The sequence below is a fragment of the Amycolatopsis sp. N2S4-7 genome (assembly GCF_058119595.1).
Genome location: NZ_CP172299.1, coordinates 9,194,847 through 9,216,612, shown reverse-complemented (window position 1 = coordinate 9,216,612; position 21,766 = coordinate 9,194,847). Strand labels below are relative to the sequence as shown.

Annotated in this window: 18 protein-coding genes and 1 pseudogene; 11 read left to right on the top strand and 8 right to left on the bottom strand. The window is 71.7% G+C overall.

The features are described from left to right. Window positions 1–23: 23 nt before the first annotated feature. The gene (locus tag ACH54P_RS43325; protein ID WP_489909100.1) at window positions 24–1,088 is read right to left on the bottom strand and encodes an aldo/keto reductase; all 1,065 of its coding nucleotides are present in this window, start codon (window positions 1,086–1,088) and stop codon (window positions 24–26) included. A gap of 116 nt (window positions 1,089–1,204) precedes the next feature. On the opposite strand from ACH54P_RS43325, the gene ACH54P_RS43320 reads away from it, so the two are divergent. Further along, window positions 1,205–2,053, top strand: coding sequence for a helix-turn-helix transcriptional regulator (locus ACH54P_RS43320; RefSeq protein ID WP_489909099.1), 849 nt, complete (start codon window positions 1,205–1,207; stop codon window positions 2,051–2,053). On the opposite strand, the gene ACH54P_RS43315 is transcribed toward ACH54P_RS43320, so the two are convergent. Beyond that, a complete protein-coding gene (locus ACH54P_RS43315; RefSeq protein ID WP_489909098.1) occupies window positions 2,025–3,515 on the bottom strand; it encodes a CoA-acylating methylmalonate-semialdehyde dehydrogenase in 1,491 nt (496 codons plus the stop codon). The genes ACH54P_RS43320 and ACH54P_RS43315 overlap by 29 nt on opposite strands. A gap of 133 nt (window positions 3,516–3,648) precedes the next feature. On the opposite strand from ACH54P_RS43315, the gene ACH54P_RS43310 reads away from it, so the two are divergent. Both ACH54P_RS43310 and ACH54P_RS43305 read left to right on the top strand, forming a co-directional pair. Continuing rightward, on the top strand, window positions 3,649–5,286 hold the full coding sequence (locus ACH54P_RS43310; RefSeq protein ID WP_489909097.1) for a PucR family transcriptional regulator: 1,638 nt from the start codon (window positions 3,649–3,651) through the stop codon (window positions 5,284–5,286). 58 nt (window positions 5,287–5,344) lie between these two features. Next, window positions 5,345–5,677, top strand: coding sequence for an SSI family serine proteinase inhibitor (locus ACH54P_RS43305; protein WP_489909096.1), 333 nt, complete (start codon window positions 5,345–5,347; stop codon window positions 5,675–5,677). A gap of 84 nt (window positions 5,678–5,761) precedes the next feature. Here the strand turns inward: ACH54P_RS43305 and ACH54P_RS43300 are convergent, their stop codons facing one another. The 3 genes from ACH54P_RS43300 to ACH54P_RS43290 all read right to left on the bottom strand — a co-directional run bounded on the left by ACH54P_RS43300 (window position 5,762) and on the right by ACH54P_RS43290 (window position 9,193). Continuing rightward, the gene (locus ACH54P_RS43300; RefSeq protein ID WP_489916968.1) at window positions 5,762–7,207 is read right to left on the bottom strand and encodes a DUF4153 domain-containing protein; all 1,446 of its coding nucleotides are present in this window, start codon (window positions 7,205–7,207) and stop codon (window positions 5,762–5,764) included. A gap of 301 nt (window positions 7,208–7,508) precedes the next feature. Next, window positions 7,509–8,501, bottom strand: a complete 993-nt coding sequence (locus ACH54P_RS43295; protein WP_489916966.1) for a HAMP domain-containing sensor histidine kinase — start codon at window positions 8,499–8,501, stop codon at window positions 7,509–7,511. Between the two features lie 20 nt (window positions 8,502–8,521). Beyond that, on the bottom strand, window positions 8,522–9,193 hold the full coding sequence (locus ACH54P_RS43290) for a response regulator transcription factor (protein ID WP_489916964.1): 672 nt from the start codon (window positions 9,191–9,193) through the stop codon (window positions 8,522–8,524). A gap of 241 nt (window positions 9,194–9,434) precedes the next feature. Between ACH54P_RS43290 and ACH54P_RS43285 the strand changes: the two genes are divergently transcribed. From ACH54P_RS43285 to ACH54P_RS43260, 6 genes are all read left to right on the top strand, one after another. Next, a complete protein-coding gene (locus ACH54P_RS43285; protein WP_489909095.1) occupies window positions 9,435–10,991 on the top strand; it encodes an NCS1 family nucleobase:cation symporter-1 in 1,557 nt (518 codons plus the stop codon). A gap of 10 nt (window positions 10,992–11,001) precedes the next feature. Next, window positions 11,002–11,784, top strand: coding sequence for a nitrilase-related carbon-nitrogen hydrolase (locus ACH54P_RS43280; RefSeq protein WP_242547159.1), 783 nt, complete (start codon window positions 11,002–11,004; stop codon window positions 11,782–11,784). Beyond that, window positions 11,784–13,166 carry a dihydropyrimidinase gene (gene hydA, locus ACH54P_RS43275; RefSeq protein ID WP_489909094.1) on the top strand — a complete coding sequence of 461 codons (1,383 nt, stop codon included), beginning with the start codon at window positions 11,784–11,786 and terminating at the stop codon, window positions 13,164–13,166. The genes ACH54P_RS43280 and hydA overlap by 1 nt, the downstream gene beginning before the upstream one ends. Before the next feature lie 9 nt (window positions 13,167–13,175). Further along, window positions 13,176–14,174 (top strand): TIGR03842 family LLM class F420-dependent oxidoreductase, encoded by a 999-nt coding sequence (locus ACH54P_RS43270; RefSeq protein WP_489909093.1) that lies wholly within the window; start codon window positions 13,176–13,178, stop codon window positions 14,172–14,174. A 72-nt stretch (window positions 14,175–14,246) separates the two neighbouring features. Then, a complete protein-coding gene (locus ACH54P_RS43265; protein ID WP_489909092.1) occupies window positions 14,247–15,692 on the top strand; it encodes an alpha/beta hydrolase in 1,446 nt (481 codons plus the stop codon). Window positions 15,693–15,777: 85 nt separating this feature from the next. Beyond that, window positions 15,778–17,742, top strand: a complete 1,965-nt coding sequence (locus ACH54P_RS43260) for an ATP-binding protein (RefSeq protein WP_489909091.1) — start codon at window positions 15,778–15,780, stop codon at window positions 17,740–17,742. Between the two features lie 3 nt (window positions 17,743–17,745). On the opposite strand, the pseudogene ACH54P_RS43255 reads toward ACH54P_RS43260, so the two are convergent. The 3 genes and pseudogenes from ACH54P_RS43255 to ACH54P_RS43245 form a co-directional block, all read right to left on the bottom strand. Then, a pseudogene (locus ACH54P_RS43255) lies at window positions 17,746–18,153 on the bottom strand (transposase); the annotation flags it as partial. Between the two features lie 30 nt (window positions 18,154–18,183). Beyond that, the gene (locus ACH54P_RS43250; protein WP_489909090.1) at window positions 18,184–19,416 is read right to left on the bottom strand and encodes a styrene monooxygenase/indole monooxygenase family protein; all 1,233 of its coding nucleotides are present in this window, start codon (window positions 19,414–19,416) and stop codon (window positions 18,184–18,186) included. Between the two features lie 63 nt (window positions 19,417–19,479). Beyond that, complete coding sequence (locus ACH54P_RS43245) at window positions 19,480–20,814, bottom strand: aminotransferase-like domain-containing protein (RefSeq protein ID WP_489909089.1); 1,335 nt, start codon at window positions 20,812–20,814, stop codon at window positions 19,480–19,482. 62 nt (window positions 20,815–20,876) lie between these two features. Here ACH54P_RS43245 and ACH54P_RS43240 point away from each other — a divergent pair, with 62 nt between their 5' ends. Both ACH54P_RS43240 and ACH54P_RS43235 read left to right on the top strand, forming a co-directional pair. Then, the gene (locus tag ACH54P_RS43240) at window positions 20,877–21,482 is read left to right on the top strand and encodes a DJ-1/PfpI family protein (RefSeq protein WP_489909088.1); all 606 of its coding nucleotides are present in this window, start codon (window positions 20,877–20,879) and stop codon (window positions 21,480–21,482) included. A 63-nt stretch (window positions 21,483–21,545) separates the two neighbouring features. Further along, window positions 21,546–21,740 (top strand): hypothetical protein, encoded by a 195-nt coding sequence (locus ACH54P_RS43235; RefSeq protein ID WP_489909087.1) that lies wholly within the window; start codon window positions 21,546–21,548, stop codon window positions 21,738–21,740. Window positions 21,741–21,766: the final 26 nt, after the last annotated feature.

Sequence of the window (21,766 nt, the reverse complement as noted above, 5' to 3'; positions counted from 1 at the left end):
GAGGACACGGCCTAGCCGGGCGATCAGCGGCGGGCTTCGATCCGCAGGTCGCCGCGGGTCACCCGGCGGAGGTGGTCGCCGGCGAGCACGTCGTGCGGGAAGCCGAGGTCGATCGCGGCGACCTCCTCGAGGCGGGCCAGGTGCGAGGCGGTGAAGACGACGTCGAGGGCGCCCAGGTTGTCCTCCAGCTGCGCGGGGGTGCGGGCGCCGATGACCGGCGCCGTCACGCCCGGGTTCTGCAGGGTCCAGGCCAGCCCGACCTGGGCGGGGGTGCGGTCCAGCTCGGTGGCGACCTCCTGCACGACGCCGGCGATGGCGAGGCTGCGCTCGGTGACCATGCCCAAGCCGGCGTTGAAGCTCTTGCGGGTGCTCTCGCCGGGGCCGGCGTCCGCCGCGGTCAGGTCGGCTCGGCTGTACTTGCCGGTGAGCAGGCCGCCCGCCAGCGGCGAGTACGGGGTCACCCCCAGCCCCATCGCCCGCGCCATGGGGATCAGGTCGCGCTCCCCGGCCCGGTTGACGAGGTTGTATTCGATCTGCAGCGCGACCAGCGGCGACCAGCCGCGCAGGTCGGCGATCGCCTGCATGCGCGAGACCTCCCAGGCCGGGACGTTGGACACGGCCACGTACCGGACCTTGCCGTCGCGGACCAGATCGTCCATGCCGCGCAGGATCTCCTCGACCGGCGTCGTGAAGTCCCAGACGTGCAGGTAGAGCAGGTCGAGGTAGTCCGTGTCCAGCTGCCGCAGGCTGGCTTCCACCGACGCGAACAGGCTCTTGCGGTGCGGGCCCCCGGAATTCGGGTCACCGGGCGTGCGCAGCGTCGAGTACTTCGTCGCCAGCACCAGGCTGTCGCGGTGGTCCCGCGCGAACTCGCCGAGCAGGCGCTCGGAGCTGCCGTCGGTGTAGGTCGGCGCGGTGTCGACGAAGTTGCCGCCGCGCTCGACGTAGGTGTCGAACAGCTTGCGCGCCTCGTCCTTCTCCGCGCCCCAGCCCCACTCGGTGCCGAAGGTCGCCGTGCCCAGCGCCAGCGGGGAGACCCGCAGCCCGGAGCGGCCCAGCAGCCGGTAGGTGTCGAGGGTGAGGGACATCGGTCCTCCTGTGCTCGTGATCGTTGGCCGGGCACCAGCCTGTGACCACCGCGGGCCGGGGGTAAGGGAGGGGAGTTCCTGGGAACACCAGTCCCACCCCGGCTGTTGGACCCGGAATGATCAGCCGGACCGTGGACCCGACGCAGGAGCTGGCCGCGTTCCTGCGGAACCGGCGCGAGCGCCTGGACCCGCGTGAGTTCGGCCTGCCGGCGCGCCGGCAGGCCCGGCGGACCCCGGGACTGCGCCGCGAAGAGGTCGCCGAACTGGCCGGGGTCAGCATCGACTACGTCGTCCGGCTGGAACAGGGGCGCGGGCTGCGGCCCTCGGCGGACGTGGTGGAGGCGCTGTCCCGGGCGCTGCGCCTGGCCCCCGCCGAACGCGCGTACCTCTTCGACCTGGCCCGGCAGCGCCCGCCCGGCGCCGTCGAGCCCGCCACCACCGCGGTGCCGTCGCTGGCCCGGCTGGTCGCCGACCTGTCACCCCTGCCGGCCATGCTGATGAACCACCGCTACGACATCCTGGCCTGGAACGGCGAAATGGCGGGGCTGCTCCTGGACTTCGGCGCCCTGCCGCCGTCACAGCGCAACGCGATGTGGCTGTGCCTGCTGCACCCGGAGATCCGCGAGTACTACCTCGACCGCGAGCGCGTGGTGCGGGAGGGGATCGCCCACCTGCGCGCCGCATGGGCCGCCCACCCGGAGGACCCGGCGCTGCTCGGCCTCATCGCCGAATGCACCGCTCGTGACGAGGACTTCGCGCGGTGGTGGGCCGAGCGGGACGTCCAGGCCGGCGGCCGCGGGAGCAAGGTGCTGCGCCACCCGGGGCTCGGCGTGATCGCCGTGCAGTTCGAAGTCCTGATGCCCCTCCAGGACACGGACCAGCGGCTGATGATCGGCCGTCCCGCGGACGAGGAGAGCCGGTCGGCGCTGGCCGCGCTCAGGAGTTCCGGGGGAAGCCGAGGTTGACGCCGGCGTGCGAGCGGTCCGGCCACCGCGACGTGACCACCTTCGTCCGCGTGAAGAAGTGGAACCCTTCCGGCCCGTAGGCGTGGCTGTCGCCGAACAGGGAGTCCTTCCAGCCGCCGAAGGAGTAGTACCCCACGGGCACGGGGATCGGGACGTTCACCCCGACCATGCCCACCTCGACCTCGTTCTGGAACCGCCGCGCCGACGAGCCGTCGCCGGTGAAGATCGCCACGCCGTTGCCGTACGGGTTCGCGTTGACCAGGTCCAGGGCGTCGTCGTACGAAGCCGTGCGTGCCACCGAGAGCACCGGGCCGAAGATCTCGTCCGTGTAGATCGACATCTCGGGGCGGACGTGGTCGAAGAGCGTCGGGCCGAGCCAGAAGCCGTCCCCGGCGACCTCGATGCCGCGGCCGTCCACCACCAGCGACGCGCCCTCGGCGACGCCGGCGTCCACGTAGGACTGGACGCGCGCGTGGTGGGCCGCCGTCACGAGCGGGCCCATCTCGGACTCGGGGTCGCGGCCGTCGCCGACGCGCAGGCGGGCCATCCGCTCGGTGATCTTCTCCACCAGGGCGTCGCCCACCGGGTCGACGGCCACGACCACCGACACCGCCATGCACCGCTCCCCCGCCGAGCCGAACCCGGCCGACACCGCGGCGTCGGCGGCCAGGTCGAGGTCGGCGTCGGGCAGCACGACCATGTGGTTCTTCGCTCCGCCGAGCGCCTGCACGCGCTTGCCGTGCCGCGTGCCGGTTTCGTAGACGTACCGCGCGATCGGCGTCGACCCGACGAAGGAGATCGCCTTGACGTCGGCGTGCGTCAGCAGCCCGTCGACCGCCACCTTGTCGCCGTGGAGCACGTTGAGCGCGCCCTCGGGCAGCCCGGCCTCGGCGAACAGCTCGGCGATGAACACCGCGGCCGACGGGTCCTTCTCGCTGGGCTTGAGCACGACGGTGTTGCCGCAGGCCAGTGCGTTCGGCACGAACCACAGCGGCACCATGGCCGGGAAGTTGAAGGGCGAGATCACGCCGACGACGCCGAGCGGCTGGGCGATCGAGTAGACGTCGACGCCGGTGGACGCGTTCTCGCTGAACCCGCCCTTGAGCAGCTGGGCGGCCCCGCAGGCGAACTCGACGTTCTCGATCGCGCGGGCCACCTCCCCCGCCGCGTCCGACTCGACCTTGCCGTGCTCGCTCGTGACGATCTTCGCCAGCTCGTGCTTGCGGGCGGACAGCAGCTCGCGGAAGGCGAACAGCACCCGCGTCCGGCCGGCCAGCGACGTCCCGCGCCAGCCCGGCAACGCCGCCTTGGCCGCGGCGACGGCGGCTTCGACCTCGGCCTCGCCCGCGAAGTCCACGTGCGCCCGGACCTGCCCGGTGGCGGGGTCGAAGACCTCACCGGACCGCGAGCCGGTGCCGGTGAACGGCTTGCCGTCGATCCAGTGGCTGATGCGGTCGGTCACGGCGGGTACTCCTCGGCTCGGGGTCGTTCCCGACGAGTGTCCGGGCGGGCGCCACGCCAACGCCATCGGCAACGTGTACGCCAGTTGGTTCCCGGCCGTACAGTCTGTCCCTGCCGATCACCTCCGAGGAGCCATGTACCCGACCGTTGCCGAGGTCCTCGCGCTGCCGGTGCTGCGGCAGGGCCGTCCGCACGTCGTCGCCGGCGCGGCCGGCCTGGACGCGCCGGTGCGCTGGGCGCACGTCGCCGAGATCGCCGACATCGCGCACCTGCTGCGCGGCGGCGAGCTGGTGCTGACGACCGGCGTCGCGCTCCCCGACGACGGGCCCGCGCTGGCCCGCTACGTCGCCGACCTGGCCGGGGTCGGCGCCGCCGGCCTGGTGATCGAGCTGGTCCGGCACTGGAGCGACAAGCTGCCCGCCGCGCTGGTCGAGGCGGCCGAGGAGCACGGCCTGCCGCTGGTCACGCTCTCGCGCGAGACGCGGTACGTGAGCGTCACCGAGGCGGTGAACGGCCAGATCGTCGACGCCCAGGTCGCCGAGCTGCGCGCCGCCGAGCGCGTGCACGAGACGTTCACCGCCCTGACGGTCGCCGGCGCCGAACCCGGCGTCGTCCTGGGCGAGGTCGCGCGGCTCACCGAGGAGCCGGTGGTGCTGGAGACGCTCTCGCACGAGGTGCTCGCCTACGACGCCGCCGGCACCGACCCGGCCGAGCTGCTCGCCGGCTGGCCGTCGCGGTCCCGGGTGGTCCAGGTCGGCGAGCGGACCGGCTACCACCCCGGTTCGGGCTGGCTGGTCACCGTGGTCGGCGCGCGCGGGCACGACTGGGGACGGCTGGTCCTCGTCTGCGCCGAGCAGCCGCCGCACGGCCACCGGGTGGTCGCCGAACGAGCCGCGTCCGCGCTGGCCGTGCACCGGCTGGTCGCCAAGGACGCCGACGGTCTCGAACGCCAGGCCCACCGCACGGTGCTCACCGAGCTGCTCGCCGCGCCGGCCCCGTCGGCCGAGCTGCTCGCGCGGGCTTCGGCACTGGCGGTGCCGCTGTCCGGGCGGCAGCTGGTCGGGCTGGCGGTCCGGCCGCGGCTGACCGGCACGTCACGGCCCGCGCTGTCCACCCCGCCGGTGCTGCGCGAGCTGGCCGAAGCCACGGTCCTGGCGGCGCGCCGCGCGAAGGTGTCGGCGCTGGTGGCGACCGACGATCTCGGTGTCCGGGCCCTGATCGCGCTGTCCCCCGAGGCGAACGCGGACGCCGTGCTGCAGCGGCTCGCCACCGACGTCCACGAGTCTCGCGGCAGTGCGCCCGGCGTGCTCGCGGTCGGCACCACGGTGACGTCGGCCGCCGAAGCGCGCCGGACGCTGCTGGAAGCCGGGCAGGTCGCGGCGGCCGCGCTCGGGGCGGGCTCGGACCGGGTGCTGCACCGGCTTTCCGACGTCCGCCTGCGGGGTCTGCTGCACCTGCTTTCCGGCGACGAGCGCGTCACGGCGTTCGCGCACCGGGAACTGGGGCCCTTGCTGCACCGCGACGCCGCCTCCGGCAGCCGGCTCGTCCAGGCCCTGCGGCACTACTGCGAACAGGGCGGCAACAAGTCGGCGGCGGCCGCGGCGGCGCACACCTCCCGCACGGCGTACTACCAGCAGCTCGCCCGGATCGAGCAGGTCCTCGGCGTCCGGCTGGAGGACCCGGAGTCGATGCTCTCGCTGTACGTCGCGTTGCTGGCGTGGGACCTCACCCGTCCGAGCGAAGATGACTCACCCGGACGTGGAGCACAGTGATCGGCTCCGGACTGCCGATGACACCGATATGGCCCTGATCCCCTTCGCAGCCTGTCTGATGAGCCTCGGCTGTCTCGCGCCGGCGCAGCCCCCGGCGTCGACGCTGCAGCTGACCACCCACGACACCGCCAACCGGATCGGCGCGGTGGTGCTCACGTGCGAGCCGACCGGCGGCACGCACCCGAAGCGCGACAACGCGTGCGCGGTGCTTTCCGGCGCCGGCGGCGACTTCTCGCGGATCACCGCCCGCCACCAGGCGTGCACGCTGATCTACGCCCCGGTCGACGTCACGGCGACCGGCACCTGGCACGGCAAGCCGGTGTCGTTCCGCACGACGTACGCGAACCGCTGCGAGGCCGACCGCGACTCGGACGGCGTCTTCGCGTTCTGAACGCGCGGAAGCCGCCGGGTCGCCCCCACGACGGCCCGGTGGCTTCCGCGTAACTCTTAACCACGCGCGGGCCGGTGCCCGGGTTCAGCCGCAGCGGCCGTCCGGGTTGAGAACCACGTCACGTGCCGCGGCCCGGCTGAGGTTCCACGCCGGCCAGCCGTCCGGGGTGTCGTGGCGCAGGACCTGCCGCAGCACGCACGTGCGCAGCGGCTCCGGGAGCCGGGCCGAGACGACCGGGACCACGTCGGCCGAGAAGCCCGCCAGGTAGTGGTTGTCGAGGCTCTTGCCGGCGGCCGCGCGGTCGAGGTTGGCGTCGGCGATGAGGCGCTCCGGGTCGAGGACGGCGAGCGCGAGCAGCGCCGCGGCGGCCGTCCCGATGGCCGCGCGGGGCAGCCACGCCGAGCGCAGCCGCACCAGCGACGCCAGGACCAGGACGAACACGGCGCCGAACCACAGTTCGCAGACCTCGACCAGCAGCCGCAGCACGGTGAAGCCGTACGCCTCCTGGTACGTCCACATGCGACTCAACGCCGAGCCGACCAGCACCAGGCTCAGCGCGCTCAGCGCCCCCAGCAGGACGCGCTGGCGGAGCCGGTCGGCTTTCGTCGAGTCCGGAGCCCAGCGCAGCGCCGCGGCGACGATCGCCAGGGTCAGCACGGTGACCGTGCACAGCTGCCAGAAGCCGCTGCGGGCGTACTGGGCCGACGTCAGGCCGCTGGTGCGCAGGACGTACCCGGTGCCGCCGAACAGCACGACCAGCCGGACACCGACGAAGACGCTGAACAGCAGGACGAGGACGGCGAGCGGGAACGTCCACTCCAGACCGTAGGCGGTCCGGTGTGGACGATCCGCCGACGCGCGACGCGGTGGCGCGGCGAGGAAGTAGCACGCTCCGGCGACGAACAGCGCGACGACGGCGAAGACCACGCACCACCGCAGGATGATCTCGACGCCGAGGTCGGGGATCATCGCGTTGACGACGGCGGCGAAGGCGGCGTCGGCGCTGGCGAGCAGCGGCACGAAGACGGCGACGAGCACGGCCGCGGCGAGCACGGCGAGGGCGATCCGGCGGGCGACCCCGTCGCGCCGGGAGGTGAAGCGCCCGACGCCGCGGCCGGCCCACGGGATCGCGCGGAGGGCTTCGACGGGGACCGCGAGCATGTCGTAGAGCACGGTGTTCACGGTCCGCGTCCCGACGACGGCCAGCGACCCGGTGACGACGGCGGCGAGCACGCACAGGACGAACAGCCACCCCGACGCCCGGACGGCCCCCATGCCGAGGAGGGCGAGGGTGAGCAACGCCCACCCGGCGCTGAGCCAGGTGAAGGGCCCGTCCTCGCCGTCCGCCCGCGAACGCCGATCGGCGACGAAAACGGCGGCGGTGACGGCCAGCCCGGTGAGCAGCCACCCGACCCCGGGCCGGTCGACGGGCAGCACGAGGGCAGCAGCGACCCCGGCGATCCCCGCGGCGGGCAGAACAGCGGGCGGCAGCGGAACAACAGCGGATTTCGGCGGCGGCAGCGGCCGCATGAGAACGGGCGGCGCGGCGACGGCCACCCCCGCGCCACCAACGTTCACACCTCCCTGCGACCCGGGCACCCCACCAGCCACCCCACCCACCGCGGCGGCCACCCCCGGACCACCGCCGCGTGCCCCGGCCGCAGCCGGTTCCGGCGTCCCCACCTCCGACGCGACCGAGCGCTTACCCCTCGGCACAGCACCGCCACCGATCTTGGACTTGGGCATTCCGCCCCTCCTCAGGCTTCGACGTTCACGTTTGCAAATCCCCCGACCCGAACCCGTCCCGCTCAGCACCTCCCGAGCCGGGGAACTACCCCGTCGGCAGCGTCACCCGGATCCGGCTGCCCGTCCCCGGCGACGGTTCCGCCACGCCGATCGTCCCGCCGTGCAGTTCCACCGCCCACCGGGCGATCGCCAGCCCGAGCCCGGTGCCGCCGCCCGACGGACGGTCGCCCCGGGTGAACCGCTCGAAGACCCGCATCCGGTCCGCCGGGGCGATGCCCGGGCCCTCGTCGCAGACGTCGATGCGCACCTCGCCCGGCCGCACCTCCGCGAGCACCCGCACCTCGCCGCCGGCCGGGCCGTGGCGGGCCGCGTTCTCCAGGAGGTTGGCCACCACCTGGAACAGCCGGCCGCGGTCGGCGACCACCGTCGCGTCCGGCGGGGACACCGTCACCGCGAACCGCACCCCGCGCACCAAAGCCGCCTCCGACACCGCTTCGGACAGCAGCGAAGACAGGTCGAACGTCGTCTTGTGCAGCGGGATCGCCCCCGCGTCGAGGCGCGACAGATCCAGCAGCTCGTCCACCAGCGTCGCGAGCCGTTCGGTCTGCTGCAACGCCGTCTTCAAGGTGGCCGGATCGGGATCCTCGACGCCGTCGACGAGGTTCTCCAGCACCCCGCCCAACGCGGTGATCGGCGTCCGCAGTTCGTGGGACACGTTCGCGATCAGCTCGCGCCGCTGGCGATCCGCGTCCCCGAGGTCCCCCGCCATCTGGTTGAACGCCGACGCCAACGAGCCCACTTCGTCACGCGTGGTCGCGCGGATCCGGCGCGTGTAGTCGCCCTTGGCCATCGCCCGCGCCGCCGCGGTCATCTCGCGCAGCGGCCGCGTCATCCCGTGGGCCAGCACCTGCGACAGCGCCAGCGCCAGCAGCACCGCGGTCAAGATCGTCTTCGGCGGGAACCAGCCGATCTGCCAGCTGAAGAACGCGAACGCGACCCCGCCCGAGGCGACCATCAGGATCGCCAGCTTCAGCTTGATCGACCGGATCCGGTCGAGCGGCCGGGGCAGCAGCTCCACCACCCTGACCAGCAGCGCCTTCACGATCCCGCCTCCAGCGCGTACCCGACGCCGTGCACGGTCCGGATCAGGTCCGCGCCGAGCTTCCGCCGCAGCGCCTTGATGTGGCTGTCCACCGCCCGGGTGCCCGCGGACGTGCCGTGGACGTCCCAGGCCCACACCTCCGACAGGAGCCGTTCGCGCGGCTGCACCACCCGCGGCCGCCGCGCGAAGTGCACCAGCAGGTCGAACTCGATCGGCGTCAGCTGCGCCGCGACGCCGGCCCGGGCGACGCGCCGCTGGTCGACGTCGATCTCGAGGTCGCCGAGCACGATCCGCGTGCCCGCCACCGACGAGGAGCGCTCGACCCGCCGCAGCAGCGCGTGCACCCGCGCGGTCAGCACCCGCATCGAGAACGGCTTCGTGAGGTAGTCGTCGGCGCCGACGCCGAGCCCGACCAGCATGTCCGTCTCGTCGGCGCGCGCGGTCAGCATGAGCACCGGCACCGGGCGCCGCCCCTGGATCCGCCGGCAGACCTCGAGGCCGTCGAACCCCGGCAGCATCACGTCCAGCACGACGAGGTCCGGCTCCGCCCCGGCTTCCGCCTCGACGGCGGACGGCCCGTCGTGGGCGACGTCCACGCTGAAGCCCTCGGCCCGCAACCGGGCCGCGATCGACGCGGCGATGGTGACGTCGTCCTCGACGACGAGCACCCGCCGCACTCCCGGTTCCATGACCACGACCCTAAGCACCCCCGGTGGAGACGGTCCGCGTGAAGTGTGAAGATCCTGTGGAGACGTTTCACCCGCTTTGCCGGTTCGTGACGGCCGGATGTGTGACGCAGGTCATGCACTCCGGGACCCCTTCGCGCAATCGACAGACTGCACTCCTGATCAGTGAAGAGTGAACAGACTGCCGTTGCCCCGGCGATGACCAGGCGCGCAGGATTCCGCAATGGCGCCGACACCCGCAGACCAGCGCGTGCACGACGACGGCCGGGTCGAACTCGACCCCGCCGACGCCGGGTCTCTCGAAGGCAGCCGGTTCTTCAACGAGGAACTGGCCCCCGTCCCGGTCGAAAAACGGACCTGGACCACCTACAACTACTTCGCGCTCTGGATGGGGATGGCGCACAACATCCCCAGCTACGCCCTGGCCGCGTCGCTCATCGCGCTCGGCATGAACTGGGTGCAGGCGCTGATCACGATCACGATCGGCAACCTGGTCGTGCTCGCGCCGATGCTGCTCAACAGCCACGCCGGCACGAAGTACGGCATCCCGTTCCCGGTGTTCGCCCGCGCGTTCTACGGCCTGCGCGGCGCCAACCTGGCCGCGCTGCTGCGCGCGTTCATCGCGTGCGGCTGGTTCGGCATCCAGACCTGGGTCGGCGGCGAAGCCATCTACGTCATCCTCGGGCGCCTGCTCGGCTCGTGGTGGCGGGACTCCGCGGTGGTCGCCGGGCAGCACTGGACGCTCTGGCTGTCGTTCGTGGTGTTCTGGATCGGCCAGATGCTCATCATCTGGCGCGGCATGGACGCGGTCCGCCGGTTCGAGAACTGGACGGCGCCGCTGGTGTCGGTCGGCTTCCTGATCATGCTCGGGTACGTCCTGGTCAAGGCGGGCGGCCTCGGCCCGATCCTGTCCGACGGCGGCAAGCTCGGCTGGGGCCCCGACTTCTGGAAGGTGTTCGCGCCGTCGCTGATGGCGATGATCGCGTTCTGGTCGACGCTGTCGCTGAACATGCCGGACTTCACCCGCTTCGGCGGCAGCCAGCGCAAGCAGGTCCGCGGCCAGATCCTCGGCCTGCCGACGACGATGACGTTCATCGCCGTCGTGGCCATCCTGACGACGTCGGGCGGGCACGTGCTCTACGGCGAGGACATCTGGGACCCGGCACAGCTGGCGGACCGGTTCACCAGCCCGGTCGTGGTCGTCGTCGCGCTGGTCGCGCTGGTGCTGGCGACGATCTCGGCGAACCTGGCGGCCAACGTCGTCAGCCCGTCCTACGACTTCTCGAACGCGTTCCCGAAGAAGATCACGTTCGCCGTCGGCGGCGGGATCACCGGCGTCATCGGCATCCTCATCCAGCCGTGGCGGCTCTACTCCGACCCGAACATCTACATCTTCGCCTGGCTCGGGTTCTACGGCGGCCTGCTCGGCGCCGTCGCCGGGGTGCTCGTCGCCGGCTACTGGGTGATCAGCCGCACCAAGCTCCGGCTGAAGGACCTGTACACCCCCGATGGGGTGTACTGGTTCACCGGCGGTTGGAACTGGCGCGCGTTGCTCGCGACGCTGGTGGGAGCCGTCCTCGCGGTCGGCGGGGCCTACGGCGGGCCGTTCCCCGCCGACGGGATCATCCCGTTCCTCAAGCCGCTTTACGACTACAACTGGGTGGTCGGCCTGGTCGGCGCGTTCGTCGTCTTCGCCGCCCTGTCCCTGCCCGCTACGAACAAGGAGGAAATCAGTGAGCGTGGTTCGAGCCGGCCTGATCCAGCAGCGGTGGACGGGTGACAAGGAGTCCATGATCAAGGCGGCGGTCGACCACATCGGCACCGCCGCTTCGCAGGGCGCCCAGGTCGTCTGCCTCCAGGAACTGTTCTACGGGCCGTACTTCTGCCAGGTGCAGGACGCGGATTACTACTCCTACACCGAGGCCATCCCCGACGGACCGACGACCAAGCTGATGCAGGAGGTCGCCGAGCGCCACGGCGTCGTGCTGATCGTGCCGATGTACGAGGTCGAGCAGCCCGGCGTCTACTACAACACCGCCGCGGTGATCGACGCCGACGGCACCTACCTCGGCAAGTACCGCAAGAACCACATCCCGCAGGTCAAGGGGTTCTGGGAGAAGTTCTACTTCCGCCCCGGCAACCTCGGCTACCCGGTGTTCGACACGGCCGTGGGCCGCATCGGCGTCTACATCTGCTACGAGCGGCACTTCCCGGAGGGCTGGCGCGCGCTCGGGCTGGCCGGGGCGAAGATCGTGTTCAACCCGTCGGCGACCAGCCGCAGCCTGTCGCAGTACCTGTGGCGGCTGGAGCAGCCGGCGGCCGCGGTGGCGAACGAGTACTTCGTCGGCGCGATCAACCGCGTCGGCGTCGAACCGCTGGGCGACAACGACTTCTACGGCCAGACGTACTTCGTCGACCCGCGCGGGCAGCTCGTCGGCGACGCGGCTTCCGACACCGACGACGAAGTCGTGGTGCGCGACCTCGACCTCGGTCTGCTCGACGAGGTCCGGAACCAGTGGGCGTTCTACCGCGACCGCCGCCCGGACACCTACGGCCCCCTCGCGGAGGCCTGATGAGCACGCTCATCCGGGGTGGCCAGGTCGTTTCGCCGTCGGGCGCGCTCCTGGCGGACGTCCTCGTCGACGGCGAGACCATCGCCGCCGTCGGGGCGCCCGGGACGCTGTCCGGCGACGAGACGATCGACGCCACGGGCAAGTACGTGCTGCCCGGCGGCATCGACGCCCACACGCACATGGAGATGCCGTTCGGCGGCACGCACTCGGTCGACACGTTCTCGACCGGGACCACGGCGGCGGCGTGGGGCGGCACGACGACGATCATCGACTTCGCCGTGCAGGCCAAGGGCACGTCGCTGCTGTCCACACTGGACAAGTGGCACGCGAAGGCCGACGGCAACTGCGCCATCGACTACGGCTTCCACATGATCGTCTCCGACGTCAACGACCAGTCGCTGAAGGAGATGGAAGCCTGCGTCGACGGCGGCGTCGGCAGCTTCAAGATGTTCATGGCCTACCCGGGCGTGTTCTACTCGACCGACGGCGAAATCCTGCTGGCCATGCAGAAGGCGCGCGAAATCGGCGCCACGATCATGATGCACGCGGAGAACGGCATCGCGATCGACCAGCTGGCCGCGCAGGCGTTCGCCGCCGGGAACATCGACCCGGTCCAGCACGGCCTGACCCGGCCGCCGGAGCTCGAAGGCGAAGCGACGTCGCGGGCGATCCAGCTGGCGAAGGTCACCGGTTCGCCGCTGTACATCGTGCACCTCTCGGCGTCGCAAGCGCTTGCGGCGGTCGCGGAGGCGCGCAACGAGGGCCAGAACGTCTTCGCCGAGACGTGCCCGCAGTACCTCTACCTGTCCATCGAGGACCTCGCGAAGCCGGACTTCGAGGGCGCGAAGTACGTCGCTTCGCCGCCGCTGCGGGAGAAGTCGCACCAGGCCGACCTGTGGCGCGGGCTGCGGACGAACGACCTGTCCGTGGTGTCGACCGACCACTGCCCGTTCTGCTTCAAGGACCAGAAGGAGCTGGGCCGCGGCGACTTCCGGGCCATCCCGAACGGGATGCCGGGCGTCGAGCACCGGATGGACCTGCTGCACCAGGGCGTCGTCGCGGGTGAGCTGACGCTCGGGCGCTGGGTCGAGACGTGCTCGGCGACGCCGGCGCGGATGTTCGGGCTGTACCCGCGCAAGGGCGTCATCGCGGCGGGTTCGGACGCGGACATCGTGATCTACGACCCGGCGGCGACGCAGACGCTGTCGGCCGAAACGCACCACATGAACGTGGACTATTCGGCGTACGAGGGGTTCGAGATCACCGGCCGGGTGCACACGGTGCTGTCCCGTGGGCGCGTTGTCGTGTCGCCGGACGGGTTCACCGGGTCGACGTCGCACGGCAAGTTCCTGTCCCGCTCGCTCAACCAGTACCTCAACTAGGAGCGCGCGATGGACTTCGGGATCGTGCTGCAGACCGACCCGCCCGCGCGGGACGTCGTGCGGCTGATGAAGGACGCCGAGGACGCCGGGTTCCGCTACGGCTGGACGTTCGACTCCTGCGTGCTGTGGCAGGAGCCGTTCGTCATCTACTCGGCGATCCTCGCGGCGACGTCGTCGCTGGTCGTCGGGCCGATGGTGACCAGCCCCGGCACGCGCGACTGGTCGGTGATGGCGTCGACGTTCGCCACGCTCAACGACATGTACGGCAACCGGACGGTCTGCGGCATCGGCCGCGGCGACTCCGCGCACCGGGTGGTCGGGAAGCCACCGTCCGCTTTGGCCACCGTGCGGGACTGCATGCGGGTGGTGAAGGACCTCGCCGAGGGCCGCCCGGTGACGATGAACGACAAGACCGTGCAGATCCCGTGGATCTCGAACGGGCAGCTCGAAATGTGGATGGCCGGGTACGGGCCGAAGGCGCTGAAGACGGTCGGCGAGCACGCCGACGGCTTCATCCTGCAGTGCGCGGACCCGGCGATCGCGCGCTGGACCATCGGCGCGGTCCGTGACGCGGCCCGCGCGGCCGGCCGCGACCCGGGCGGCATCACGATCTGCGTCGCGGCCCCGGCGTACGTCGGCGACGACCTGGCGCACCAGCGCGAACAGCTGCGCTGGTTCGGCGGGATGGTCGGCAACCACGTCGCGGACCTGGTGGCGCGCTACGGCTCGTCGGGCGCGGTGCCGCGGGAGCTGACGGACTACATCCGCGAGCGCGAGGGCTACGACTACAGCCACCACGGGAAGGCGGGCAACCCGTCGACGGAGTTCGTCCCCGACGAGATCGTCGACCGGTTCTGCCTGCTGGGCCCGCCGTCGGCGCATGTCGAGAGGTTGCAGGAACTGGCGGAGCTGGGCGTGGACCAGTTCTCGCTGTACCTGATGCACGACAACCGCGAGGCGACGCTGGCGTCCTACGGATCGCAGATCATCCCGAAGCTGACCGCGTAGGGCTCGCCCCACCCCGGTTCCGGGGGTGCGCACCAGCGCGCCCCCGGTCCCGGCGGCGGGACGATCGGGGCCATGAATTCTCCGAAACTCCGTGCCGCGCTGGCTCTGGGGGCCGCCGCGAGCGTGGTCGCCTTGAGTGCGCCCGCAGCCGCGGCGGGCCCCGCCGGAATCGTCTGGGAATCCGCGTGCGCCGCCGGGTACCAGTGCGGCCACCTCGACGTCCCGCTGTCCTATCAGGACTCTTCGGCGGGCACGGTGTCGATCGCCGTCGGCCGGTTGCCCGCCACCGACCAGGCCCGCAAGCTGGGCACCATCTTCTACAACCCCGGCGGTCCCGGCTCTTCCGGCCGCTTCGCCCCCGCGTTGACGCCTTTCCTGCACGCGCGTTACGACATCGTCGGGTTCGACCCGCGCGGCGTCGGCGCGAGCTCGAAGATCCACTGCTTCACCGATCCTTCGCAGCTCGAGGTCCTGCAGCGGGCGCTCGGCACGTTCCCGCTGACCCGCGAGGCCGAGCGGCAGCAGATCGCCGACACCCGCACGGTCACCGACCTCTGCGAGCAGAACGCGGGCCCGCTGGCGAACCACCTGTCGACCGGCACGATCGCCCGCGACCTCGACCGCCTGCGGGCGGCGTTCGGCGAGCCGAAGCTGCGGTACTACGGGAAGTCGTACGGCACCTACCTCGGCGAGACGTACGCCAACCTGTTCCCGGGCCGCGTCGGCTCCCTGGCGCTCGACGCCGTCGACGACCCGGTGCGGTGGACGTCCGGCACCGCACCGATGAGCTACCGCCTGCGCGGCTTCGAGGACGGACCACGGGCTCTGGAGTCCTTTTCGGACGCCTGCGGCTCGCGGTGCGCCTTCGGCTACGACGAAATCCTCGACCGGCTCGAACGCGGCCCGATCACGGTGACGGACACGGCCGGACGCCAGGTCGTCGTCACCTACCAGGGCGCGATCAGCCGGATCCACAACTTCCTGACCGACGCCCAGGCGGCGCCCCGGCTGGCGGCGTTCCTCCAGGCACTGGCCGACCCGGCGAGCCGGGCCCCCGTGGCGGACGGCGGCCCACCCGACGTCGACTCGATGCTGGGCGGCGGCGCCACGCTCTGTTCGGACGCGGCGAACCCGCGTGATCCGGCGGCCTGGTGGGACTACGCCCAGCGCGCGGACCAGGTCGGGCGCGGCTTCGGACCGTACGACGTCTACAAGACGCTCCCGTGCGCCACCTGGGACGTCGCGGACACCGGCCGCTTCACCGGACCGTGGAACCGCCCGACGGCACCGGTCCTGCTGCTCGCCAACCGCCAGGGCGACCTCGAGACGCCGTACGCGGGCGCCCAGCGAACGGAACGGCTGCTGGGCAACGCCCGCCTGCTGAGCCTGGACACCTACGGCCACGGTTCGCGCGGCAAGAGCGCCTGCGTCGACGCGTGGCTCGACCGCTACTTCGTCACCGGCGCCGTTCCCGCGTCCGGCACGCTCTGCGCTCCGGATCGAGGTCCCTTCGGCTGATCGTCCGGACGGCCGGCCTTCCGCTACAGTGGCCCCTGGAAGTGATGCGCGTCACGCCGGGAGGCCGGCCGGTCAGGGGAGGACCATGCCGTCGACACCGCAGCAGCTGCCACCGGACGTGGCCCGGTTCACCGGCAGGCTGTCCGAGCTGGGCAAGCTGAACACCACGGAGGCGCACGGCACAGCCGTCGTCATCTCGGCGATCGCCGGCGCTCCCGGAATGGGCAAGACCTCGCTGGCCGTGCACTGGGCCCACCAGGCGCGGGACCGCTTCCCGGACGGCGAGCTCTACGTGAACCTGCGCGGCTTCGACCCCGGCCCGCCGGTTTCGCCGGAACAGGCGCTGAACGGCTTCCTGCACGCGCTCGGCCTGGAGAGTGAGCAGATCCCGCGCACGCCGGAAGCGATGAGCGGAATCTACCGCTCACTGCTCGCCGACCGCCGGATGCTGGTGCTCCTGGACAACGCGGCCACCGCCGAACAGGTCCGGTCGCTCCTGCCCGGCTCTCCCACCTGCATGGTGATCGTGACCAGCCGGAACCGGCTGTCGGGACTCGTCGCCCGGGAGGGGGCCCAGCGCATCACCCTGGACGTCCTGTCGCACACTGAAGCGACGTCGCTCCTGCGAAGCATCATCGGCAGCAGCCGCGTCGACGAGGAGCCGGCCGCGATCGCCGCCTTGGCGCAGCGATGCGCTTATTTGCCCTTGGCGTTGAGGATCGCGGCGGAGCGGGTGCTGTGCCGGGCGCACGTCCCGATCTCGCACCTCGTCACCGAGTTGTCGTCGGAGCACGATCGCCTGGACGCGCTCGCCTCGGACGACGACGAGGCCACCGCGGTCCGTGCGACCTTTTCCTGGTCCTACCACGCGCTCAACCCGGAGGCGGCACGGATGTTCCGGCTGCTGAGCCTGAACCCCGGCCCCCACATCTGCCTGCCGGCGGCGGCCGCACTGGCGGACAGCACCGAAAAGGCGACCAGGCGGCTGCTCGACACGCTCGTCAGCGTGCACCTGCTCAGCGAAATCGAGCAGGACAGGTTCCAGTTCCACGATCTCCTGCGCGACTACGCCGCGGAGTGCGGTGCCAAGGGGCGCGAATACGACGAGGCGACCACGAGACTGCTGGAGTGGTACCTGCACAGCGCCCACAGCGGGTCGTTCAGCCTCTACCCCCAGCATCCCGTTGTCCCGCTCGCGCCGCTCACCACCCGCATCACGCCCGTGGTCATCAAAGACCGCCCCGCGGCGATCCGGTGGTTCGACGCCGAATACCTCAACCTGATGGCCGTCATCCGCAAGGTCGCCGACCACGGCAACCACACCGTCGCCTGGCAGCTGCCGAACATCATCGACTGCTACCAGTGCGAGCGCGACTACATCGACGACCGGTTCGAAGTCCATCGGGCCGGGCTGGCCGTCGCCCGGAAAATCGGGCACAAGATGGCGATGAGGTGGGCACTCGGCCACCTCGGCGGCGCTTACGAGGATGTGGAGCGCGAGGACGAAGCCGTATCCCTGGACATCGAAGCGCTGGCCATCGCCCGCGAGATCGGCGACCGCTGGGGAGAGGCGAACTCCCTGCTCGGCATCGGCCGCCTGCACCTGCGGCAAGGTCGGCTGGACCAGGCCGAGGACGTCTTCAACGAAGCACTGGCCGCCTATCGCGAAGTGGGCCACCTTCGCAACGAAGCCATCGCCCTGGTCAATCTGGCCAAGCTGTTCCACCACCAGAACCGGGACGATGAGGCCTTCGACTACCTGGCGATGGCTCTCGAAATACAGAAGACCATCGGAACCGCCGACAGCGAAGGGTGGATCCTGAACGTCTTCGCCCAGCTCTGCGTCGACCTCGACCGGCTCGACGAAGCCACCGCCCACCTGCGGAAGGTCTTGAAGATCAGGCGGGGATCCGGCCGGCCACGCCTCATCGCCGACGCACTCGACTCGCTCGGTCGGGTACTGGAACTCAACGGCGACCCGGCCGAAGCTCGCCGGTGCCGGCTGGAGGCACTCGAGATCTTGGAGCGCCTCGACTCTCCCGCGGGCTAAGGGTCAGTTCAGGATGAGTTCGCGGAGGCAGATAAGCGAGCTGGCCAGGTTGAGGATGGCTCGGTGCACGTCGGCTCGTCGTTCGGTGCGGCTGCGCAGGCGCCGGAAGCTTTGAGCCAAGCGAACGTGCGTTCCACGGGCCAGCGGATCGTGCCGAGACCGGAGCCGTGCTCGACGCCGCGGCGGGCGATGAGCGGTGTGTTGCCACGGGCGCGGACCAGGCGACGGTACTTTTCGTGGTCGTGGCGACGGTGGGCGTAGAGCCGGCGAGGACGGCGCCGTGGCTTGCCGACGCTTCCCCGGATGGCGGGAATGGGCGTCGAGCAGCGGGATCAGCTGGGTGACGTCATGGCGGTGGCCGCCGGTCCTCACGCATGCGCGGATTTCGGAAAGCCCCGTGGCGGCACAAAGACGACACGCCGACTCATTCTGAGCCGACCTCTAACTGCCACTCACGACAAGCCGAGCCGTCGCCTCTTGGAGGTACGCCATCGCCGCTTCCGGATCACCCAGCCAGCCCTCGTAGTCGGCCGGGTTCTCGAAGAGGTGCGCGAACCGGTGCGCCACTTCAGGTACCCGCTGCGCGGTGTCCAAAGTGGCCAGAACGTGCTCCGGCGGCGGGGCCAGGAGGTCGTTGTTGAAGCGCGTCGCGTGCCGGGCGTGCCGCCAGTACCGGACGAAGGCGTCGCGCATGAACTCCTCGTCGAACGGCCGGTCGGCACGCTCGACGATCGCCTCCTGGTACGCCTGGGCCGCGCGGGCGGCCATGTTGGCGCCCTGGCCGCCGACGGGGTCGTTCGTCACCGCGGTGTCCCCCATCGCGAGCACCTTCCGCCCGGACGGCAGGGTGCCCACCGGGTGCCGCACCACCGGCGTGATCCGACCGTGCAGCATTTCGGTCGGTGCCACCGGGTGCGCGTCGTCGAGCAGCCGTCCCTGCCACGGGTAGTGCGCGCGCAGGAGGTTCCGCGCCGTCTCGTAGTGCTGGTCGACGTCGGTGACGCCGTCCCAGACGTCCATCGGGCCACCGGGCGTGGCGAAGAAGCCGATGCCGTGCACGGGGCCGTGCACCGAGAGCACCGGCAGGAGGAAGAACTCGCCGACCGGGGCCATCCCGAAGGTCAGGCCGGGGACTGCGGCCAGCTCGCCGGCGACGTACAGGATCCCGATCGCGCGCTGCGGTTCGCGGTAGGGCGAATGCTCGTCGTCACGCGGGAAGAGCGCGTCGAACTGCGGTCCGCGGCCGGCCGCGACCACGAGGAGCTCGAATTCGCGGGCGCACTCGTCGAGGTCGGCCGGGGTGACCCGGCGGATCCGCAGGTCGCCGCCGAGGCGTTCGAACTCCGCCATCCAGTCCGAAACCTTGACGCGCTGGTCGACCGACTGGGCCGGCCGGTCGAGCGCGACGCGCCAGGACATCGCCGGCTGGGTGTTTTCGCCCGCCGCGGCGAAGGCGACTTCGCGGATCGGCGGCGCTTCCCAGAAGTTGATCCCCAGCTCGCGTTCCCGCCGGAGAGCGGGGTCGAACACGCACTGGTTGGAGACGAGCCGGCCCCGGCGCACGTCGTCGGCGGAGCGCTCGGCGAACACCGTGACGGCGTAGCCCCGTTGCCGCAGCCCGATGGCGAGGACCAATCCCGCTTGCCCCGCTCCGACGATCCCGATCCGCCGCATGGCCGCCCCTCCCCGGAAACCCTTCGCCGCCAACGTACACCGCCCGATCGGGCGGCCGGCCGGTCAGCGGCGGGCGTCGAGATCGACCTCGTGCCGGACGACTTCCAGCGCGTCGCGCAGCTCGGTGAGGCCGACGGAACCGAGGGCCAGCCGGAGCGCTTGCGGCACGGTGGGCGTCGTCGCGAAGGGTTCGGCGGTCGAGACGGCGACCCGCTTGCGCGCCAGCGAGCCCGCGATCCGGTCCGGGCGCGAATCCGGGGCCAGGGGCAGCCACAGGAAGTACGAGGAGGGGTGCGCGACGAACGGCAGCCCGGTCAGCACCTCCGCGGCGACGGCCTGCCGGCGGCGGGCGTCGTCGCGCTTGAGCGTCTCGAGGCGGTCGACGGTGCCGTCGTCGAGCCACCGGCGGGCGATCGCCGCGACCAAGGCGGGGGTGTTCCACGCAGTGGCCCGGATGGCCCGTTCGATCGGCGGGACGAGCGGGACGGGCGCGGCCACGAACCCGATCCGCAACCCGGTCGCGACGCTCTTCGACAGCCCCGACACGTAGACGGTGATGTCCGGCGCGAGCGTCGCCAGCGGCGGCGGCGCGTCCTCGGCGAGGTAGGCGTAGGAGGCGTCCTCGACGATCGTCAGCCCGTGCCGGCGGGCGATCGAGACGAGCCGCGCGCGCTGGGCGTCGTCGAGGACCCAGCCCAGGGGGTTGTGCAACGTCGGCATCGCGTACACGGCGCGGACCCGGCGCCGTCGGCACAGCCGGTCGAGGGCGTCGAGGTCCGGCCCGGTCCCGGTCGAAGGGAGTGGCGAAAGCTCCAGCCCGAGCGTGCGGGCGAGCACCCGGAACCCGGGGTAGGTGACGGCGTCCACCGCGACGACGTCGCCGGGCCGGAACAGCGCCATGGCCGTCACCGCGAGGCCGTGCTGGGCGCCGCTGACGATGAGCACGCGTTCGCGGCCGGCGTCGAGCCCGCGCCGCCGCAGGTGCCGGGAGACGGCGGCGCGGTCGTCGACGCGCCCGCGGTGCGGCTGGTAGCGCAGCAGCGCGTCGAGGTCGCCGGCCGTGGCGAGGTCCCGCAGCGCTTGGCGCAGCAGGTCGGCCTGGCCTCCGACGGAGGGGTAGTTGAAGCTGAGGTCCAGGGCGTCGGCAGCCACCGAGCGTTCGCCGGCTCCCTCGCCGGACGCGGCGGGGTCGCGGACGAAGGTGCCCCGGCCCTGCTCGCAGCTGACCAGGCCCATGGCTTCGAGCTCGGCGTACACGCGGGACGCGGTGACCACGGCAATGCCCTCGTCGGCGGCCAGCCGCCGGTGCGTGGGCAGCCGCGTCCCGGCCGGCCACCGCCCGGCGCGGATTTGCGCGGCCAGCGCGTCGACCACGGTCTTGTACTTCGGCACCCGCACGACCGGATTGTAGGCAGGACAATTCTTGGACTGTCCTGCCTCGCCGGTCGTAGCGTGCGCCCATGCACATCGCGATCCTCACCTTCGACGGCTACAACGAACTCGACTCCCTCATCGCGCTCGGCATCCTCAACCGCGCCGGCTTGCGGGTGTCGATCGCCGGCCCGGCGCCGCGGGTGCGTTCGATGAACGGCGTCACCCTCGACGCGATGATCGACCTCGACGAGGCGTGCACGGCCGACGCCGTCATCGTCGGCAGCGGGGCCCGCACCCGCGAGGTTGTCGAGGACCCGGCCATCATGGAAACGCTGCGCCGGCTCGATCCCGCCCGGCAGCTGCTGGCCGCGCAGTGCTCGGGCACGCTCGTGCTCGCCAAGCTGGGTCTGCTGGCCGACGTGCCGGCCTGCACCGACCTGGTGAGCAAGCCGTGGGTCGCCGCCGCCGGCGTCGAGGTGCTCAACCAGCCGTTCTTCGCGCGCGGCAACGTCGCCACCGCCGGTGGTTGCCTGGCGTCGACGTACCTCGCCACGTGGATCATCGCCCGTCTCGACAGCCTCGACGCGGCCGAGAGTGCGATGCACTACGTCGCGCCGGTCGGCGAGAAGGAGGAGTACGTCGCGCGGGCTTTGCGCATCGTGACGCCGTACCTGGAGCCGGTCCGTTCCTGAATCCCTTTCCCGCCAAGGAATGGCCGGAGATCGCTAAGGTGGCCCGGTCGCTTTCGGAGCCGGGTGGCAATCGGCCGTTACGAAGCCACGGCCACGGCTGGGGTGGCGGAGATCGCGATGGCGGTCACCCCGGCATGGCGCCGAGCAGGCCTGCCTTCGGCTTCGGTGCGGCTGCTGGGCGAAGCGGCATTGTCCCGCGGCTTCGACCGCTTCACGGCGGTGTATTTCGCGGACGACAAACCGGTGTCGGTGCGGTGAAGTATTTGCCGACGCGTCGTGACGGC

Bases quoted from the DNA above. Each gene is read 5' to 3' on its own strand.
- ACH54P_RS43325 (WP_489909100.1), bottom strand. From the start codon at position 1,088: ATGTCCCTCACCCTCGACACCTACCGGCTGCTGGGCCGCTCCGGGCTG.
- ACH54P_RS43320 (WP_489909099.1), top strand. From the start codon at position 1,205: ATGATCAGCCGGACCGTGGACCCGACGCAGGAGCTGGCCGCGTTCCTG.
- ACH54P_RS43310 (WP_489909097.1), top strand. From the start codon at position 3,649: ATGTACCCGACCGTTGCCGAGGTCCTCGCGCTGCCGGTGCTGCGGCAG.
- ACH54P_RS43305 (WP_489909096.1), top strand. From the start codon at position 5,345: ATGAGCCTCGGCTGTCTCGCGCCGGCGCAGCCCCCGGCGTCGACGCTG.
- ACH54P_RS43300 (WP_489916968.1), bottom strand. From the start codon at position 7,207: ATGCGGCCGCTGCCGCCGCCGAAATCCGCTGTTGTTCCGCTGCCGCCC.
- ACH54P_RS43285 (WP_489909095.1), top strand. From the start codon at position 9,435: ATGGCGCCGACACCCGCAGACCAGCGCGTGCACGACGACGGCCGGGTC.
- ACH54P_RS43280 (WP_242547159.1), top strand. From the start codon at position 11,002: ATGATCAAGGCGGCGGTCGACCACATCGGCACCGCCGCTTCGCAGGGC.
- hydA (WP_489909094.1), top strand. From the start codon at position 11,784: ATGAGCACGCTCATCCGGGGTGGCCAGGTCGTTTCGCCGTCGGGCGCG.
- ACH54P_RS43270 (WP_489909093.1), top strand. From the start codon at position 13,176: ATGGACTTCGGGATCGTGCTGCAGACCGACCCGCCCGCGCGGGACGTC.
- ACH54P_RS43265 (WP_489909092.1), top strand. From the start codon at position 14,247: ATGAATTCTCCGAAACTCCGTGCCGCGCTGGCTCTGGGGGCCGCCGCG.
- ACH54P_RS43260 (WP_489909091.1), top strand. From the start codon at position 15,778: ATGCCGTCGACACCGCAGCAGCTGCCACCGGACGTGGCCCGGTTCACC.
- ACH54P_RS43250 (WP_489909090.1), bottom strand. From the start codon at position 19,416: ATGCGGCGGATCGGGATCGTCGGAGCGGGGCAAGCGGGATTGGTCCTC.
- ACH54P_RS43240 (WP_489909088.1), top strand. From the start codon at position 20,877: ATGCACATCGCGATCCTCACCTTCGACGGCTACAACGAACTCGACTCC.